The sequence below is a fragment of the Pontibacter deserti genome (genome assembly GCF_023630255.1).
In the GTDB taxonomy this organism is placed as follows: domain Bacteria; phylum Bacteroidota; class Bacteroidia; order Cytophagales; family Hymenobacteraceae; genus Pontibacter; species Pontibacter deserti.
The window spans coordinates 1,957,371-1,975,657 of record NZ_JALPRS010000001.1 but is presented as its reverse complement, the minus strand read 5'-3'; the positions used below and the strand labels follow the sequence as shown (position 1 = coordinate 1,975,657).

Here is an 18,287-nt window from a genome sequence, read left to right as displayed (position 1 = left end):
GGCCTGAAAGGCTGTAATTTTTAAAGAGTAACTATGGCTTCTAACCTTATGACTAAGAAAGCAAGCGCACCAAGAGCAAACACGGTGCGTCTGAAGCCAGAAGAGAAGGCTCCAAAGCCTAAAAAGCGCAAAGGCTTCAGTATCTTTGGTTTACTGGAGAAATATGCCAACGTAGATGCTCTTTTTGAAGAAGGTGTTCCCCTTAAGTACCTGCCAAGAATTTTATTTCTAACACTGCTTACCCTTTTCTATATCGGTAATACCCATTATGCCGAAAAAACCATACGCAGAATAGACAAGGTTAAAGTAGAAACCGAAGACCTGCGCGCTGACTATACTACTTTGAAGTCAGACTACATGGAAGCCAGCAAGCAATCAGAAGTTGCCCGTAATGTGGCGCCGCTGGGCCTCGAAGAAAGTTCATCTCCACCTTATCAAGTTATAGTGCCGGCAGATGAATATTAAGAAATCCATAGTTATACGTATACGGTTAGCCTTTTTGGTTATCTGCCTTTTTGCGTGCGCCATAGTTTACAAAATTGGAGTGATCCAGTTTAAGGATGGCGAAAAGTGGAAAGCGATATCCAAAGAGCGCCGCATCCATTACCAGCCGGTGTTTGCTACCCGCGGAAACATCTACTCTGATAATGAAAGTATACTGGCTACATCGCTGCCATTTTACCGTGTGGCCTTTGATCCTACTATAGCTGAGGCCAGAACTTTTAATGCCGGAATCGATTCGCTGGCTTTATTACTGTCGCGCTTTTACGGAGACAGGTCAGAAGATTATTACCGTCGCAAGATCAAAAATGCACGCCTTTCCGGACGCAAGTATATCCGTCTGAATAGTCGTCAGATTAATTACCAGGATAAGAAGATGATGGCGAAATGGCCGATCTTCCGGTCTGGTAAAAATAAAGGTGGAGTGATCTTTGAAAAAGTAGAGAAGCGTTTTAAGCCTTTTGGTATGCTGGCTGAGCGCACCATTGGTTTTATAAACGAAGATAAAAACGGAGCAGGACTTGAGTTCAGCTTCAACAACGATTTATCAGGTACGGATGGCGAAGCGCTTTTTGAACGTATTGCCGGAGGTAGCAAGCCAATTTACGATGGTACCGAAGTAAAGCCGCAGCATGGTTACGATATCAAAACAACAATTGATATTAACCTGCAGGACGTAGCAGAGAATGCGCTGTACAAAGCTCTGGAGAAAACAGATGCTGAATATGGTACAGTGATTATGATGGAGGTGAAGACAGGGGAAATTAAGGCATTAGCTAATCTGGGGAAGACCAAGGGCGGTTATATAGAAGATTATAACTATGCTGTAGGGGATCAGGGACGTACTGAGCCAGGCTCCACTTTTAAGCTTGCTTCTATGATGGCCTTGTTCGAATATGCTCCGGGAGTAAAGCTGACAGATTCTATTGATACAGGTAACGGGAAATACCGCATCAAAAATACGTACATGACCGATGCTAAGACAGGTGGTTATGGAAAAATAACTGTGCAGGAAGTATTCGAGAAATCATCCAATATTGGGGTAGCCAAGCTGATGGAGAAGCACTTCAGTGCCAACCAGCAAGCTTATGTAGATTACCTGGATAAGTTTGGTTTAGGCAATACACTAGGTTTCCAGATGGATGGGGAAGCTCGTCCGTTTATTAAGCATCCGCAGGACAGAACCTGGTATGGCACTACCCTTACCTCTATGGCAATTGGCTATGAAACAAAGCTTTCGCCATTGCAAACACTGGCTTTTTACAATGCAGTTGCTAACAACGGCACAAAGATTCAGCCTATTATTGTAAAGGAAATCCGCAAATCGGATAAAGTAATTCAGACTTTTAAAACAAGAGTGCTGGTTGATAAGGTATGCTCGGATGAGACGTTGAAAAAAATCAAATTGATGCTGGAAGGGGTTGTGGAGAACGGTACAGCCAAAAACATAAAAAGCGCCGATTATAAAGTTGCAGGCAAAACAGGTACAGCCCGAAAAGTAAAAGACGGGAAGTATGTAATGGAATACTCTACTTCATTTGCTGGTTATTTCCCTGCTGATAATCCGAAGTATAGCTGCATTGTGATCATCGATAGCCCTAAAGGGGTGAATGTGTATGGCTCTGATGTAGCAGCACCGGTATTTAAAGAGCTGGCAGATAAAGCCTACGCCCGTGACCTGGGAATGCACAAACCGCTTCGTGCTCGAGTAGTACCAAATAAAGACAGCCTGCCACAGGTAAAAGCAGGTAGCTTGGATGACCTCTCCACGATCTGTAACCGCCTTGGTATCAGCAGCCATCCTAAAAATTCAGATGAAGAATGGGTTAAAGTAAATCCAAATCTGCGTTCACTTGATTTTGTGCCTAATCCTGTGCTAGATGGAAAAGTACCGGATGTAGTAGGTTTAACCTTGCGTGATGCCTTGTTTATACTTGGTAACCAGCGCCTGAAAGTGAATGTGCAGGGAGTAGGCAAGCGTGTAGAAAAACAGTCGTTAGAGGCTGGTACGCCAATAAATAAAGTAAAACAGATAACAATAGTTTTAAGCTAATGCAGTTGCTGCAAACATTATTACACAAAGTACAGGTACTTAACACAATTGGCTCCCTTGACGTGCCTGTTGAAAGTATAACTTTTGACTCGCGTAAGGTGCAGGCGGGTGTGTTGTTTGTAGCAGTGCGCGGTGTGCAGGCAGATGGTCATGCTTATATGGCAAAGGCGGCTGAGGCAAATGCAGTAGCTATAGTTTGCGAAGAGTTACCGGAAGAGAAAAATGCGGCTGTTACCTATGTAGTAGTCAAAGATTCGGCAGAAGCTTTAGGCCAGATGGCATCCAACTTCTACGATAATCCTTCTGCTAAACTGCAATTGGTAGGCGTTACCGGTACAAACGGTAAAACTACTTCGGTAACGCTGTTGCACAAGTTGTTCCGTGAGCTGGGCTACCATGTAGGTTTGCTTTCTACGGTGCAAAACCAGATAGATGAGGAGGTTATACCTGCCACGCATACGACACCTGATGCTGTAACACTAAATGAACTGCTGGCTAAAATGGTGAAAGCTGGTTGTACGCATTGCTTTATGGAGGTGAGTTCGCATGCTATGGTGCAGCACCGTGTGGCTGGGTTAACTTTTGCAGGTGGTGTTTTTACCAATATCACCCACGACCACCTGGACTACCACGGTAGCTTCGACGAGTATATCAAAGCAAAGAAATCATTCTTCGATATGTTACCGAAAGGTGCTTTTGCACTGGTAAATGCTGACGATAAGCGTGGCTCTGTAATGGTGCAGAATACAAAGGCAAGTATACACGAGTTTTCCCTCCGCAAAGCCACAGAGTTTAAAGCGCGAATTATCGATAATACCATTCAGGGACTACACCTTGAGATTGATGGGAATGAGATCTGGTGCAAACTGATCGGTACTTTTAACGCGTACAACCTGCTGGGTGCTTATGGCGTGGCTGTATTGTTAGGTGAAGATCCGACAGAAACCTTAACTATACTTTCTGCCCTGGATTCAGCTGCCGGCCGTTTTGATTATATCGTTTCTGATACACAGATAACAGGTATAATTGACTATGCACATACGCCTGATGCCTTGGAGAATGTACTGAATACAGTGCAACAGATCCGTACGCCGTTGCAGAAAGTAATAACCATAGTTGGTTGTGGTGGTAACCGCGATGCAGCCAAACGCCCGGTTATGGCGGATATTGCCTGCCGCCTGAGCGACAAGGTTATACTTACTTCTGATAATCCGCGCTTTGAGGAGCCGCAAACCATACTTGCTGACATGCAGAAAGGCGTGAAACCGCTGGATTATAAAAAGACGCTGTCGGTGCTGGATAGAAAGGAAGCGATTAAAACAGCCTGTATGCTGGCCGAACCAAACGATATTATACTTGTGGCTGGCAAAGGCCACGAAACTTACCAGGAAATTCAAGGGGTGAAATATCCTTTTGATGACAAGCAGGTGCTGCAGGAAACTTTTCAGCAACTGGGGAAATAAAACTTATTACATCTTTTAGCCAAGAGTAACGAATAAATTTAAATGCTATACTACCTTTTTACTTACCTGGATCGGGAATATGATTTGTTTGGAGCCGGCGTGTTCCAGTACATTTCCTTCCGTGCTGGTATGGCCGTACTGGTGTCGCTGCTGATCGCGATGATTTTTGGCGGTAAACTAATCAGAGTATTACAGCGCAAGCAGGTGGGTGAAAGTATCCGCGATCTGGGCCTGGAGGGACAGATGGAGAAAAAGGGTACACCAACAATGGGTGGCCTTATCATTCTGTTAGCTATACTTGTACCTACACTCCTATTTGCAAGACTGGACAATATCTATATCATCCTGATGCTGGTATCTACAGTTTGGTTAGGTATCATAGGTTTCCTCGATGATTATATCAAGGTATTCAGAAAGAACAAGGAGGGGCTGGCAGGTCGCTTCAAAATTCTGGGACAGATCGGGCTTGGGCTTATAGTTGGCCTTACCTTATACTTTAACGATGACGTGGTAGTGCGTCAGTATATCTTTTCAGATGGTGGAACTTCAGCTGTAAACGCATCTAAAAAGTACATGGATGTGCACAGCATGATCACGACCATCCCGTTCCGCAAAAATAACGAATTAGACTACTGTAACCTGTTCTCATTTGCTGGTCCGTTGTTCCAGGGCTGGTCTTGCTACCTGTACATTCCCTTCGTTATCCTGGTGATAACAGCTGTATCAAATGGCGCTAATATAACCGATGGTATTGATGGTCTGGCAGCTGGTACTTCGGCAATTATTGGTCTGACGCTGGCTATTTTTGCATGGGTTTCCGGTAACACCATTTTTGCTGATTACCTGGATATCATGTTCATTCCGAACTCAGGTGAGCTTACTATTTTCTGTCTGGCTTTTGTAGGGGCATGTGTTGGTTTCCTGTGGTATAATACCTATCCGGCGCAGGTTTTTATGGGCGATACAGGTAGCTTATCTATTGGTGGTATCATTGCAGTGCTGGCCCTTATCGTTAGAAAAGAACTACTTATACCTATACTTTGCGGCATTTTCCTGATCGAAAATTTATCGGTGATGCTGCAGGTAAGTTACTTTAAGTACACAAAAAAGAAGTATGGCGAAGGACGCCGCATTTTTAAAATGTCACCATTGCACCACCACTATCAGAAGCTGGGTTACCATGAGTCTAAGATCGTTGGCCGTTTCTGGATTGTAGGTATCATGCTGGCCATTTTAACACTGGCAACTCTTAAACTTCGCTAAGACAACAAAACAATGAAGATAGCTATACTTGGAGCGGGAGAAAGTGGCGTTGGAGCCGCATTACTGGCACAGGCCAAAGGGCTTGATGTTTTTGTGTCGGACATGGGGCAGATCAAAGATCAGTATAAAGCCAAGCTGGCGACAGCTGCTATCCCATTCGAAGAAGGAACACACACCCTTGATAGAATTTTAGATGCTAACGAAATCATTAAAAGTCCTGGCATTCCTGATAAAGCTGCAATTATACAAGAAGCAGCCAAAAGACAGATACCGGTAATTTCAGAAATAGAGTTTGCCGGCAGGTATACTGATGCCAAGTTTATCTGCATAACAGGTACTAACGGCAAAACCACTACAACCTTGCTTACTTATCACCTGCTGAAGAGTGCTGGCTTGAATGTAGGCCTGGCAGGCAACATAGGCGAGAGCCTGGCAGAAAAAGTGATCGACGATAAGCACGATTACTATGTGCTGGAGCTGAGTAGTTTCCAACTGGATAACATGTACCAGTTCAAAGCCAACATTGCGGTTTTACTGAATATTACACCAGATCACCTGGACCGCTACGGTTATAGCATGGAAAAATACGCAGCGTCAAAATTACGTGTAGCCCAGAACATGACCGGCAGCGACTACTTCATTTACAATGCAGATGACCAGAATATCCGGAAGGCTTTTGATGCAGCAGCTTTTGCAGGGACAACAATTCCTTTCTCGCTGGAGGGTGCGGAAGGTGCCAAAATAAAATACGACGGCTCAACTATAAAGCTGGGTATTAATACTTCTGAAGCAAGTATAGATGCCTCCAAATCCAGTCTTATTGGAAAGCACAACCAATACAATACCATGGCCGCTGTGGCGGTAGCAAAATTGCTGCAGGTGTCCGAAGAAAGTATAGCCAGATCGCTGGAGACATTCCAGAACGCAGATCACAGATTGCAACTGGTAGGTGTGGCCAAAGATGTAAGCTACATCAACGACTCGAAAGCAACCAACGTGGAAGCAGTGTGGTATGCACTGGAAGGTATAAAACAACCGATCATCTGGATTGCGGGTGGGGTAGATAAAGGTAATGACTATACCACGCTGGAGCCGTTGGCTCGCGAAAAAGTGAAAGTGCTGATCTGCCTGGGCAAGGATAACAAAAAACTGGAGCGATCATTTAACAAGGTTGTGCCAATTATTGCCGAAACAGATTCGATTGAATATGCGGTGCGCATGGCAAAATTACTGGCGGTGCCTGGTGATGTAGTGCTGTTGTCACCGGCCTGTGCAAGTTTCGACCTGTTCAACAACTACGAGCACCGTGGAGAACGCTTTAAAGAAGCAGTAGAGAAAATAGTTTTAAAGAGATAGGCATAACAATTTTTAGCCAAAGGTTATGGTAAAGCAGTGGTTACAGAAAAACCTGCAGGGAGATCCCGTGTTGTGGGGAATTGTCCTGATGTTCTCGCTGATAAGCGTGGCAGTGGTATATTCTGCCACAGGTACGCTTGCTTACAAATCTCATGAAGGCAATACGGAGTACTTCCTGCTAAAGCATTCATCCCTGATCTTAGTAGGTCTGGCATTTATGTGGGCTGCACATAAAATCAATTATCGCTATTACTCCAGATTATCCTTGGTTGCGCTGGTGCTTTCGGTGCCGTTGCTTCTGTTTGCTTTTTTCTGGGGATCTAATATTAACGATGCCTCCCGTTGGATCACTATCCCAGTTATTAACCAGACTTTTCAGCCTTCAGATTTAGCTAAGCTGGCCCTGATCTCTTACCTGGCAAGTATGCTGGCAAAAGTACAGCTGCAGGTAAAAGACTGGCGAAAAACCTTGGTGCCGATGCTGCTCTGGACAGTGGCTATCTGCGGTCTGATTGCACTTACCAATACTTCCACGGCGGTGTTGTTATTTGCTACCTGTATGTTGCTCATGTTTATTGGGCGTGTACCTTTCAGATACCTGATGACCGTTTTTGTAATTGTATTGGTAGTGGGTAGTGGGGCACTGGCAGCTGGTCAGCGACTTGGTACAGCTGTTAGTCGTGTTGAAGCTTTTTTGGATGAATCAGAAACTCCTTTCCAGTTAGAGCAGTCTTACATTGCCATAGCAACAGGTGGCGTGGTAGGCAAAGGGCCGGGTAATAGCGACCAACGTGATATACTGCCGCACCCGTACTCAGATTTTATTTTTGCCATTATTATTGAAGAATATGGTTTATGGGGAGGTGCCGCTGTTTTATTCTTATACCTGGCTTTGCTTTACAGAGGGATGGTTACGGTTGTGAACAGTACGGGTGCCTTTGGCGGACTTCTTTCTGCGGGGTTAAGTTTTAGCCTTGTGATACAGGGTATGATAAACATGGGGGTAGCAGTCGGGCTAGGCCCGATCACAGGTTTGCCCTTACCGCTTTTAAGTATGGGTGGTACCTCTCTGATCTTTACAGGTATATCGTTGGGTATTATACTTAGTGTAAGCCGCACCGATAGTGAAGTGACCCGCGCAGCAGTTGGAGCGAAAGATATAAATGCTAAAATTCCTGTAAATGCCTAATATACAAAGACCATATCGCATCATCATCAGCGGAGGTGGCACAGGTGGGCATATTTACCCGGCGGTAGCTATTGCCAACCAGATTAAAGCTATTAACCCTGAGTCGGAGATCCTGTTTGTGGGAGCCCAGGGCCGTATGGAGATGACACGCGTGCCGGAAGCAGGTTACAAAATTATAGGGCTCTGGATCAGCGGGTTACAGCGTAGGCTTACAATGGATAACCTCTCATTTCCGCTGAAAGTGTTATCAAGTATACGCAAGTCGCACAAGATCATAAAAGACTTTAAACCCGATGCTGTAGTTGGCGTGGGTGGTTATGCCAGTGGTCCGTTGCTGTATGCAGCTACTGCACAAGGTATTCCTTCGCTTATACAGGAGCAAAACTCTTATGCCGGTATCACCAATAAGCTACTGGCAAAGCGTGTGAACAAGGTGTGCGTGGCTTACGAAAACATGGGTAGTTTCTTCCCGGCAGATAAACTTGTACTTACTGGTAACCCGGTTCGCCAGGATATCCTGGATGTATCAGCCAAAAGAAAGGAAGCACTGTTGCATTTCGGGCTAACTTCAGAGAAGAAAACCATACTGGTGATAGGTGGTAGCCTGGGAGCCAGAACTATAAATCAAAGTATAGCAGCAGGTTTAAAACAAATCACAGATGCTGGCTACCAGCTCATCTGGCAGACGGGTAAAGGCTTTTATGCTGAAGCAAAAGGGCTTGAGAAAAACTATACAGATCAGGGGGTACGCGTGTTTGACTTCATCAAGCGCATGGACCTGGCTTATGCAGCAGCAGATATAGTGGTGTCAAGAGCTGGTGCGCTATCAATCTCGGAACTGTGCCTGGCTGCCAAACCAGCTATACTTGTGCCATCGCCAAATGTAGCAGAAGACCATCAAACAAAAAATGCAATGGCTCTGGTGCAGCAGCATGCAGCTATACTTGTACGGGATGCAGAAGCGTCGCAAAAGTTAGTGCAGGCAACCTTACAACTGGCACAAAACGAGCAGGAGCAAAAACAACTCTCTGAAAACATAAAAACAATGGCGCGCCCTAACGCGGCAGCCGATATTGTAAACGAACTTGTAAAACTGATAAAGTGAGACTGGAAGACTACAAGTATATCTACTTTTTAGGCATTGGTGGTATTGGTATGAGCGCCATTGCCAGATGGTTTCATGCCAAAGGTTTTCCGGTGTGGGGTTATGATAAAACCAGTACTCCGCTCACCCAGGCGCTGGAGCAGGAAGGTATAAAAGTGCATTACGATGATGATGTAGCAAATCTTCCGCAGGAAATTATTCGGGATAAAGAAAATACGCTGGTGATACTTACTCCGGCCATACCTGCCGAGCACACTGAATGGGCTTACCTGAAAGAACAGGGTTATACTATAAAGAAACGTTCTGAAGTGTTGGGCATCATTACAGCCAATGCGTTTACAATTGCAGTGGCTGGTACGCATGGTAAAACAACTACTTCGTCTATGGTCACACATTTGCTGCACCATGCCGGGGTAGATGCTTCCGCTTTTTTAGGTGGTATCGCTACTAACATTAATTCTAACCTGCTCATCAGTAAAGGGGAGTGCGAAAAGGAGATGGTAGTGGTAGAAGCTGATGAATATGACCGTTCTTTCCTGACCCTGTTTCCGGATATTGCAATCGTAACTTCCGCAGACCCAGACCATTTAGATATTTATGGTGACAGCGAGGAACTGATACGCACCTTTCAGAGGTTCATAAGCCAGATAAAACCAAGAGGCTTTTTGTTACTGAATAAGAATACAGATCCACGTTTAACAGCCCAGATTCAGCCTGGTGTTCGCATCATAAACTATAGTTTAGATGCCGGAGATGCTCATATTCAGGGGCTTACTATAGATGGTCGCTGGTTTAAATTTGATGTTGAAAGTACATTTGGTAACATAGGCTCACTTAGCCTTGGAGTACCTGGTTTTCATAATGCCGAGAACGTACTGGCAGCTATACTTGTAGCGCAAATTCTGCAAGTGCCTGAAGAGCAGATTCGTGGCGGAGTGGAAACTTATAATGGAGTAAAACGACGTTTCGAATTTGTATATGAAGGCAAAGGTGTAGTATACATCGACGACTATGCACACCATCCGAAAGAGATTGATGCTTTCATGTCTTCGGTGCGTGCCCTGTACCCAAACAAGCGAATTAAAGTGATATTTCAGCCGCACCTTTATACCCGCACCCGCGACTTCGCAAATGAGTTTGCAGAGAGCCTAAGCAAGGCGGATGAAGTAGTGTTGCTGGACATATACCCGGCCCGCGAAAAACCTATACCTGGAGTAACTTCTGAGATGCTTCTGGAGCGGATAACCTGCCCTGTAAAATCGTTGATAACAAAGGCCGAAATTGTGGATAAATTAGCTCTAAACATTGATTTTGAAGTGTTGGCAACTATAGGAGCAGGGGATATTGATACATTGGTAAAGCCTATCAAAAATATTTTAGAAAAAGTGTAGCATGGGCTTGAATAGTAAAATAAAATCTTTAATTTTTGCAGGTTGTAGTATCATTACAATTGGCACACTTGCAGGTTTTGCCGCATCTAAGCAAAATGAAAAAACTTGTAAAAAAGTGTCAATAAATATTGATAATGAATACAATAATTACTTTATTGGGGATAAAGAAATAAAAGACCTGCTAACCCGAGATGGCGAGCGAAAATTAGAAGGCATTTCCAATAAAAACATTGACCTGAAGAACCTTGAAAAACGCATTGAAGCACATAAATTTGTGGAAGATGCAGAAGTATACCGGGGACTCGATGGCAATATCAAAGTAAATGTTAAACAAAACAGGCCTATAGCAAGAATTATACGACCAGATCAAGATGTATACATCGATGTAGAAGGGCACATCCTGCCCCTTTCAGACCGATACACCGCTCGTGTAATCCCTATTACAAAGTCGGCTCTTTTAAAACCCCTGAACCAGGAGTTTTTTCAGGATTCGACCGGCCAAGCTTACCTTTCATTACTACAGTTCATTGAGAACGACGAGTTCTGGAAGGCCCAATTAGCCCAAATGCATATAGATGGCAAGGGTAAAGTTTCTTTTCTGCCGCAGGTTGGCGACCATACCATAGAGTTTGGAAAGCCATTTAACCCGGAGCAGAAATTTAAGAAGCTGATGATCTTTTATAAGGAAGTGCTGCCTGTAATGGGTTGGGACAAATATAAAAGAGTGAATGTAGAGTACGAAGATCAGATAATTTGCGAATAAGATATACAGATATGCAGAACGACAAAATAGTAGTAGGCTTGGACATCGGAACAACCAAAGTTTGCGCACTGGTAGGTCGGAGAAACGAGTATGGTAAGCTGGAGATCCTGGGTATGGGAAAAGCAGCTTCTGAGGGAGTGGTACGTGGTATGGTCAGCAACATCGACAAGACGGTAGAAGCTATTAGAAAAGCTGTAAGTCAGGCCGAAGCGCAGGCAGATATCAACATTGGTGTAGTGAATGTGGGGATTGCCGGTCAGCATATCAAGAGTTTGCAACACAATGGCAGCATTACCCGTGCCGTTACGGATAATGAGATTACAGTGGAAGATGTAAACCGCTTAACCAACGATATGTACCGTTTGGTTACACCTCCGGGCAGCGAGATCATCCATGTAATGCCACAGGAATACAAAGTTGATTACGAAGAAGGTATTGTAGATCCGGTAGGAATGTCTGGGGTGCGTCTGGAAGGTAACTTCCATATCATAACCGCTCAGTCAAATGCTATCAGCAACATAAACAAATGTATTGCCCGTGCTGGCCTCGAGATCGATCAGCTTATACTTGAGCCATTGGCATCTTGCATGTCGGTGCTGAGTGAAGAAGAGAAAGAAGCTGGTGTAGCCTTGGTTGATATTGGTGGCGGTACAACAGATGTTGCTATCTTTAAAGACAATATTATACGTCATACAGCAGTTCTACCTTTCGGCGGTAACATCATCACCTCTGATATTAAGCAGGGCTGCATGGTAATGCAGAACCAGGCTGAGCAGCTGAAAGTTAAATTTGGTAAAGCTATTGCAGACGAAGCGTCTGAAAATGAGATTGTTTCGATACCAGGTTTAAGAGACCGTACACCTAAAGAGATATCTTTGAAAAATCTTGCTTATATTATCGAGGCAAGAATGGAAGAGATCGTGGAGCTGGTATATGCAGAGATCGTTCGTAGTGGCTACGCAAACAGCCTGGCAGCAGGTATTGTAATTACAGGTGGCGGTGCTCAGCTTCAGAATCTGGTGCAGTTAGTAGAGTATATCTCTGGTATGGATACCCGAATTGGTTACCCGAACGAGCACTTAGGTAAATCTAAAGTAGATGCTGTTAAGAGCCCGATGTATGCTACAAGCGTAGGCCTTGTGCTTGCAGGTTACCAGTCACTGGATCAGCGTGGAGCAGAAAAGATCACTGAAGTACCAGAAAGAAAAGAATATCAAAAGCCAGCACAGAAATCTGGCAATAAAGAAGGCGGTATCATTAGCATGATCAAAGGCTTCTTATCAGATGACATAGACAACAACAAACAAAGTTATTAACCCATAACCGAGCAGGAGAAATTAGCATGAGCATGTACACTTTCGACTTACCGTCAAGCAGTAAGTCTATCATTAAGGTGATTGGTGTCGGGGGCGGTGGAAGCAACGCTGTGAACCATATGTATAACCAGGGCATTAAAGATGTTGAGTTTATCATATGTAATACCGATGCGCAGGCCCTTAAAAGCAGCAGCGTTCCTACAAGACTAGCCATTGGCCAAAACCTGACGGAAGGTCTGGGTGCTGGTGCCAACCCTGAGAAAGGCCGCCAAGCCGCTCTGGAAAGTAAAGAAGAGATCCGTGAAATGCTGAGCAATGATACCAAAATGGTATTTATTACAGCTGGTATGGGTGGTGGTACCGGTACTGGCGCTGCCCCGGTTATCGCAAAAGTTGCCAAAGAGCTTGGTATACTTACTGTAGGTATAGTTACAGCCCCATTTGGCTTCGAAGGCCGTAAGAAAAAGCAGGCTGCTGAAGACGGTGTTAAAGAACTAAGCGAGAATTGCGACACGATCCTGGTTATCTTGAACGACAAGTTGCGCGAGATGTTCGGTAACCTGACCATTCGTGAAGCATTTGCAAAAGCTGATAACGTGTTAACTACAGCTGCTAAATCTATAGCTGAGATTATTACAGTAACAGCTGAAGTAAACGTGGACTTTGAAGACGTTAAAACGGTAATGAAAGATTCTGGTGCCGCAGTGATGGGTTCTGCGATAACAGAAGGCGAAGGCCGTGCGTTACGTGCAGCTGAAGAAGCTCTTTCATCTCCGTTATTGAATAACACTGATATCCACGGTGCTCAGAAAATCCTTCTATCTATCATGTCTGGTGAGCAGGCAGAACTTGAAATGGACGAACTGACTGAGATCACAGAATATATCCAGGATAAAGCTGGCCAGGAGGCTGAGGTAATCTTTGGTCATGGTATCGATGCTGACCTGGGTCAGAGCATCCGTGTTACTGTAATTGCAACAGGCTTTGCCAGCAGTTCAGATAACCTGATGGAGCCAAAGAAGACAGTATTTGACCTGGAAAGCCAAAAAAAAATTGAAGTTGTAGAGCCGGCTAAGCCAGAGGTAGTAGAAGTTACTACTTTTGTACCCAAGCAGGTTGTTGCGCCAGCTCCTGTAGCTCAGGCACCAGCACCAGCTCCAATCCCTGCACCTGCTCCAGCACCACAGTATGAGGCAGCTCGTAAACCTGTTGAGCAACCACAGCCAAACCGTATAGTGTTTGATCTGGGTTCTTCAAACGTAGCGGATTCCTTCTATGCTCCACAGGTTGATACCCGTGCTGCACGTGAACTGGAAGAGCGTGAATTAATGCAGCGCAGGCAGGAAGAGCGCCGTGAGCGCCTTCGCAGGCTAAGCTCTGAGATTACTTCTGAAGCGATCAAAGAAAAGTTAGAGGTTCCTGCTTACTTGCGTCGTAATGTAGCATTGGAGTCTGTTGCACACTCTTCTGAGCGTAACATTTCCCGCTTCAACCTGAACGATGATAACGAAATACTTGGCGATAACCGTTTTCTACACGATAACGTTGACTAAGTGATCTACCATAAAACAGAAAAGGCTACCGATTTCGGTAGCCTTTTCTGTTTTATGGTAGACGTATCTTATTCGTATCTGGTGCTATACTTAAAATTTCAGAAACTGCTCTACGTGCTGCTCCAATAACTCCTGGTATAATTGGTTAGTCAATTGCGTGCCATCGAAGTTCTTTTCAATATGAGCTAATTTAAGGCGCATAGCCATTATATGCATTCCAAGGTAGTTCAGCACATCAGATAAGTGGCTAAGTGCTAGCCCACTGCCCTGCATGCCCGAAGATAAGCCTATTAAAGCTCCCTTTTTATTCTTAAACGTGTTAGGATAGGAGAGACCATCAATAAAGGCTTTTAGCACGCCCGGGTAGGATGAGTTATACTCTGGTACTACAAAAACAAACTTATCTGAATTAGAAATCATGTCTGCCAGTTTGTTGAACTGCTCATTCTTTCCTGTATTATCGTAAAGGGCCGTAGAAATAAAATCAGAAGGAAGTTCAGCTAAGTCTAATATCTGATAAGGTATATCATGCTTCTGCAGGAGCTTAGCATACATTTTTACAATGGCTATACTATTAGATTCAGGTCTGTTTGTTCCTGAAATAAGTGTGATCATACGGTGGTGTTTTTACTTATTTAACCCCCAAATAAGAGTAAAGTTATACTTAAGTGATTGGAGTGGCAATAATAAGCAGTAAAGCCCTTAAAACAAAAGAGGCGAAAACATTGCTGTTTCGCCTCTTTTGTGATTTAGTTTAATATTAAGCTAAGTTTTCTGAAGTAGCCTTAGCTGAAATATATTCTCTTCTCAACATGGCAATGTTCTCCAGTGAGATACCTACTGGGCATTCTGCAGCGCAAGATCCGATGTTTGTACATGCTCCAAATCCTTCTACATCCATCTGAGCCACCATGTTCTCAACACGAGTTTTACGCTCTGCCTGACCTTGTGGTAACAAAGCAAGCTGAGATACCTTTGCACTAACAAATAGCATTGCTGATGCATTTTTACAGGCCGCTACACAAGCACCGCATTGGATACAGGTTGCAGCATCAAATGCTTTATCAGCTATGGTTTTTGGAATAGGAATAGAATTGGCATCAGGTACACCACCTGTGTTAACCGATACATAACCTCCAGCCTGCTGAATACGGTCAAAAGCTGAACGGTCTACAACAAGGTCTTTGTGTACCGGGAACGCAGCTGCTCTCCATGGTTCAATGGTAATAGTGTCGCCATCTTTAAAGTGGCGCATGTGCAGCTGGCACGTAGTTGTCCCACGCTCAGGACCATGCGCACGACCGTTAATGAACAAGCTACACATACCACAAATACCTTCGCGACAGTCGTGGTCGAAAGCAATAGGATCATCACCACGGCGCAACAGGTCCTCATTAAGTACATCCAGCATCTCCAGGAATGACATGTCCGGGGAAATACCTTTAACAGGGTATGTTACCATAGCACCTGCCGCATCTTTATTTTTTTGGCGCCAAACCTTTAGTGTCAGGTCCATTGGTTTAGCATTTGGATTACTTCCAGCCATTTTATTTCAATTATGAATTACGAATTAAGAATTACGAATGAGTTTATAGTTATTGATCATTCATAATTATTCATTATCAATTATTTATAGCTACGCTGTGTTAGCTTCACGTTCTCGAACTTGAGGTCTTCCTTATGCAGCACCGGCTCATTGCCAACACCTGTAAACTCCCAGGCAGCTACATAAGCATAGTTCTCATCGTCGCGTAGAGCTTCGTTCTCAGGTGTCTGGTATTCTTCACGGAAGTGACCACCACAAGATTCGTTTCTTTGCAACGCGTCTTCTACCATCAGTTCACCAAGTTCCAGGAAGTCGGCAACACGGTTAGCTTTCTCAAGCGTAATGTTCAGCTCCTCGTTTACACCAGTTACTTTAACATCTCTCCAGAACTCATCGCGCAGCTTACGGATCTCCTGTTTAGCAAACTTCAGGCCTTCTGCGTTACGGGCCATACCGCAGTAATCCCACATCAGTAAACCAAGTGCTTTGTGGAAGTCATCTACAGTACGGGTACCGTTTATAGAAAGCAATTGCTGATTTTTAGCAATTACTGCCTGCTCCGCCTCTTTAAAGGCAGGGTGATCTGTGCTTACTCTGTCATAAGGAGTTTGTGCCAGGTAATCACCGATAGTGTAAGGTATAACGAAGTAACCATCAGCCAGACCTTGCATCAGCGCAGATGCACCTAGACGGTTAGCACCGTGATCAGAGAAGTTACATTCACCAGTTGCATATAAACCAGGGATGTTGGTCATCAGGTTATAGTCTACCCAAAGGCCACCCATAGTATAGTGCACAGCCGGGTAAATACGCATCGGGCTTTCGTATGGGTTCTCATCTGTGATCTTCGCATACATCTCAAACAAGTTACCATACTTGGCAGCAATGGCAGGCTGTCCGTCACGCTTGATAGCATCAGCAAAATCGAGGAATACTGCAAGGCCAGAGGCACCCACACCACGTCCTTCGTCGCACATCAATTTGGCGTTACGTGATGCCACGTCACGTGGTACAAGGTTACCGAAAGCAGGGTATTTACGCTCCAGGTAGTAGTCACGATCCTGTTCAGCAATATCAGATACCCGGATTTCACCTCTTCTTAATTTCTGGGCAATTTCTACAGTTTTAGGTACCCATACGCGGCCATCGTTACGAAGCGACTCAGACATCAGCGTCAGCTTAGACTGGTAATCGCCTGAAACCGGAATACAGGTAGGGTGGATCTGCGTGAAGCAAGGGTTAGCGAACAACGCGCCTTTTTTGTGTGCTCTCCAGGCTGCCGTAGCATTTGAGCCCATTGCGTTAGTAGAAAGGAAGAATACGTTACCGTAACCACCTGTTGCTAATACTACTGCATGTGCACTGTGCGATTCGATCTTACCTGTGATCAGGTTACGTACCACAATACCACGTGCTTTGCCATCTACCATTACCAGGTCAAGCATTTCAGTTCTAGGGAACATCTTTACTTTACCATAAGCAATCTGGCGGTTAAGGGCTGAGTAAGCACCTAAAAGAAGCTGCTGACCAGTTTGACCGCGGGCATAGAACGTACGGGAAACCTGTGCACCACCAAAGGAGCGGTTTGCAAGCAAGCCACCATATTCACGGGCAAAAGGAACACCCTGTGCCACGCATTGGTCAATGATATCTACAGATACCTGAGCCAAACGGTAAACGTTAGCTTCACGGGCACGGTAATCACCACCTTTTATAGTATCGTAGAACAGACGGAAAACTGAGTCACCATCGTTCTGATAGTTTTTAGCAGCATTGATACCACCCTGTGCCGCAATAGAGTGTGCACGGCGTGGAGAATCCTGGAAGCAGAATGCTTTAACGTTATAGCCAAGCTCGCCCAGGGTTGCAGCAGCAGAAGCACCGGCAAGACCAGTACCTACTACAATAACATCATATTTACGCTTGTTAGCCGGGTTCACCAGCTTTACATTGAATTTATGCTTTTCCCACTTATCGGCCAACGGCCCTTCAGGGATTTTAGAATCTAATATCATATCAACTATAGAATCTTGTTATTATTCGAAGAAAAAGAAATATAGCGGCATAGCAGCAAAACCAAGGCACACGATGATAGAGAACGCGTAACCAAACTGCTGAATGAACGGTGTATACTTCTTGTGGGTAAGGCCCAATGACTGGAAAGCACTCTGGAAACCATGAATTAAGTGGTATGCAAGCGCAATCATAGATATTACGTATAAGGCAACATACCACCACTGCTGAAATGATTCCTTTACTACAATATACAGATCTGGTACACCTGCGCTGTCAAGGGCAAGTTCGCCGAAGCGGGCACGCCAGAAGAAGTTGTAAAGGTGAATGATCAGGAACACCAGGATCACGGTGCCCAGAAGACCCATGTTACGGGATGACCAGGTACTGTTTTCTTCAGGATGATTGTTTGCGTAACCTACAGGGCGCGCACTTTTGTTGCGGCGGGTAAGCACCAAAGCATCGTAAATGTGGAACAAAAAGCCCAGTAGCAGCACGATTTCCATAGTGCGGATTACCGGGTTGTGCCCCATAAACTCTGAATAAACATTAAAGGCAAGGCCTCCATCGTCTTTAAAGAGCTGCAGGTTACCGATCAGGTGAACCACCAGGAAAGAGCAGAGGAAAAGACCCGTGATCGACATGATGATCTTGCGTCCGACTGTACTGGAAAACGTTTTAGTAAACCAATTCATCTGTATTCGTTAAAGGTTAAGTTTATAAGCTTTTTAATTCTCAAAGGTACTAGCGCGTGTTATATAAAACAATTTTAATA

15 protein-coding genes are annotated in these 18,287 nt (G+C 44.6%); 11 read left to right on the top strand and 4 right to left on the bottom strand.

The genetic code is table 11. The features are described 5' to 3' along the window. Nucleotides 1–48: 48 nt before the first annotated feature. The 11 genes from MJ612_RS08550 to ftsZ all read left to right on the top strand — a co-directional run bounded on the left by MJ612_RS08550 (nt 49) and on the right by ftsZ (nt 13,953). Nucleotides 49–465, top strand: coding sequence for an FtsL-like putative cell division protein (locus MJ612_RS08550; protein ID WP_250419101.1), 417 nt, complete (start codon nt 49–51; stop codon nt 463–465). Next, complete coding sequence (locus MJ612_RS08545) at nt 455–2,554, top strand: penicillin-binding protein (RefSeq protein WP_187033078.1); 2,100 nt, start codon at nt 455–457, stop codon at nt 2,552–2,554. The genes MJ612_RS08550 and MJ612_RS08545 overlap by 11 nt, the downstream gene beginning before the upstream one ends. Next, nucleotides 2,554–4,017: a UDP-N-acetylmuramoyl-L-alanyl-D-glutamate--2,6-diaminopimelate ligase gene (locus MJ612_RS08540; RefSeq protein WP_187033077.1), complete on the top strand. Its 1,464-nt coding sequence runs from the start codon at nt 2,554–2,556 to the stop codon at nt 4,015–4,017. Before MJ612_RS08545 ends, MJ612_RS08540 begins: the two co-directional genes overlap by 1 nt. A gap of 42 nt (nt 4,018–4,059) precedes the next feature. Then, a complete protein-coding gene (mraY, locus tag MJ612_RS08535; RefSeq protein WP_187033076.1) occupies nt 4,060–5,280 on the top strand; it encodes a phospho-N-acetylmuramoyl-pentapeptide-transferase in 1,221 nt (406 codons plus the stop codon). Nucleotides 5,281–5,292: 12 nt separating this feature from the next. Further along, entirely contained in the window at nt 5,293–6,636 is a 1,344-nt protein-coding gene (murD, locus tag MJ612_RS08530) for a UDP-N-acetylmuramoyl-L-alanine--D-glutamate ligase (RefSeq protein ID WP_187033075.1), read from the top strand. A gap of 25 nt (nt 6,637–6,661) precedes the next feature. After that, complete coding sequence (locus MJ612_RS08525; protein ID WP_187033074.1) at nt 6,662–7,825, top strand: FtsW/RodA/SpoVE family cell cycle protein; 1,164 nt, start codon at nt 6,662–6,664, stop codon at nt 7,823–7,825. Continuing rightward, nucleotides 7,818–8,930 (top strand): undecaprenyldiphospho-muramoylpentapeptide beta-N-acetylglucosaminyltransferase, encoded by a 1,113-nt coding sequence (gene murG, locus MJ612_RS08520; protein WP_187033073.1) that lies wholly within the window; start codon nt 7,818–7,820, stop codon nt 8,928–8,930. Before MJ612_RS08525 ends, murG begins: the two co-directional genes overlap by 8 nt. Next, complete coding sequence (murC, locus tag MJ612_RS08515) at nt 8,927–10,321, top strand: UDP-N-acetylmuramate--L-alanine ligase (RefSeq protein ID WP_187033072.1); 1,395 nt, start codon at nt 8,927–8,929, stop codon at nt 10,319–10,321. Before murG ends, murC begins: the two co-directional genes overlap by 4 nt. A 115-nt stretch (nt 10,322–10,436) precedes the next feature. Beyond that, nucleotides 10,437–11,084 (top strand): cell division protein FtsQ/DivIB, encoded by a 648-nt coding sequence (locus tag MJ612_RS08510; RefSeq protein ID WP_250419100.1) that lies wholly within the window; start codon nt 10,437–10,439, stop codon nt 11,082–11,084. Between the two features lie 11 nt (nt 11,085–11,095). Continuing rightward, on the top strand, nt 11,096–12,400 hold the full coding sequence (gene ftsA / locus MJ612_RS08505) for a cell division protein FtsA (protein ID WP_187033070.1): 1,305 nt from the start codon (nt 11,096–11,098) through the stop codon (nt 12,398–12,400). Nucleotides 12,401–12,426: 26 nt separating this feature from the next. Further along, complete coding sequence (ftsZ, locus tag MJ612_RS08500) at nt 12,427–13,953, top strand: cell division protein FtsZ (RefSeq protein WP_187033069.1); 1,527 nt, start codon at nt 12,427–12,429, stop codon at nt 13,951–13,953. A gap of 90 nt (nt 13,954–14,043) precedes the next feature. Here the strand turns inward: ftsZ and MJ612_RS08495 are convergent, their stop codons facing one another. The 4 genes from MJ612_RS08495 to MJ612_RS08480 form a co-directional block, all read right to left on the bottom strand. After that, entirely contained in the window at nt 14,044–14,568 is a 525-nt protein-coding gene (locus MJ612_RS08495; RefSeq protein WP_187033068.1) for an NADPH-dependent FMN reductase, read from the bottom strand. Between the two features lie 145 nt (nt 14,569–14,713). Beyond that, a complete protein-coding gene (locus MJ612_RS08490) occupies nt 14,714–15,469 on the bottom strand; it encodes a succinate dehydrogenase/fumarate reductase iron-sulfur subunit (RefSeq protein WP_187033525.1) in 756 nt (251 codons plus the stop codon). Between the two features lie 110 nt (nt 15,470–15,579). Then, complete coding sequence (locus MJ612_RS08485; RefSeq protein ID WP_187033067.1) at nt 15,580–17,514, bottom strand: fumarate reductase/succinate dehydrogenase flavoprotein subunit; 1,935 nt, start codon at nt 17,512–17,514, stop codon at nt 15,580–15,582. A 21-nt stretch (nt 17,515–17,535) separates the two neighbouring features. After that, nucleotides 17,536–18,207 carry a succinate dehydrogenase cytochrome b subunit gene (locus MJ612_RS08480; protein ID WP_187033066.1) on the bottom strand — a complete coding sequence of 224 codons (672 nt, stop codon included), beginning with the start codon at nt 18,205–18,207 and terminating at the stop codon, nt 17,536–17,538. Between the last annotated feature and the right edge of the window lie 80 nt (nt 18,208–18,287).

What these genes read in the sequence shown, in the direction of transcription:
- MJ612_RS08550 (WP_250419101.1), top strand. Translation starts at nt 49, where the DNA reads ATGACTAAGAAAGCAAGCGCACCAAGAGCAAACACGGTGCGTCTGAAG.
- MJ612_RS08545 (WP_187033078.1), top strand. Translation starts at nt 455, where the DNA reads ATGAATATTAAGAAATCCATAGTTATACGTATACGGTTAGCCTTTTTG.
- MJ612_RS08540 (WP_187033077.1), top strand. Translation starts at nt 2,554, where the DNA reads ATGCAGTTGCTGCAAACATTATTACACAAAGTACAGGTACTTAACACA.
- mraY (WP_187033076.1), top strand. Translation starts at nt 4,060, where the DNA reads ATGCTATACTACCTTTTTACTTACCTGGATCGGGAATATGATTTGTTT.
- murD (WP_187033075.1), top strand. Translation starts at nt 5,293, where the DNA reads ATGAAGATAGCTATACTTGGAGCGGGAGAAAGTGGCGTTGGAGCCGCA.
- MJ612_RS08525 (WP_187033074.1), top strand. Translation starts at nt 6,662, where the DNA reads ATGGTAAAGCAGTGGTTACAGAAAAACCTGCAGGGAGATCCCGTGTTG.
- murG (WP_187033073.1), top strand. Translation starts at nt 7,818, where the DNA reads ATGCCTAATATACAAAGACCATATCGCATCATCATCAGCGGAGGTGGC.
- ftsA (WP_187033070.1), top strand. Translation starts at nt 11,096, where the DNA reads ATGCAGAACGACAAAATAGTAGTAGGCTTGGACATCGGAACAACCAAA.
- ftsZ (WP_187033069.1), top strand. Translation starts at nt 12,427, where the DNA reads ATGAGCATGTACACTTTCGACTTACCGTCAAGCAGTAAGTCTATCATT.
- MJ612_RS08495 (WP_187033068.1), bottom strand. Translation starts at nt 14,568, where the DNA reads ATGATCACACTTATTTCAGGAACAAACAGACCTGAATCTAATAGTATA.
- MJ612_RS08490 (WP_187033525.1), bottom strand. Translation starts at nt 15,469, where the DNA reads ATGGACCTGACACTAAAGGTTTGGCGCCAAAAAAATAAAGATGCGGCA.
- MJ612_RS08485 (WP_187033067.1), bottom strand. Translation starts at nt 17,514, where the DNA reads ATGATATTAGATTCTAAAATCCCTGAAGGGCCGTTGGCCGATAAGTGG.
- MJ612_RS08480 (WP_187033066.1), bottom strand. Translation starts at nt 18,207, where the DNA reads ATGAATTGGTTTACTAAAACGTTTTCCAGTACAGTCGGACGCAAGATC.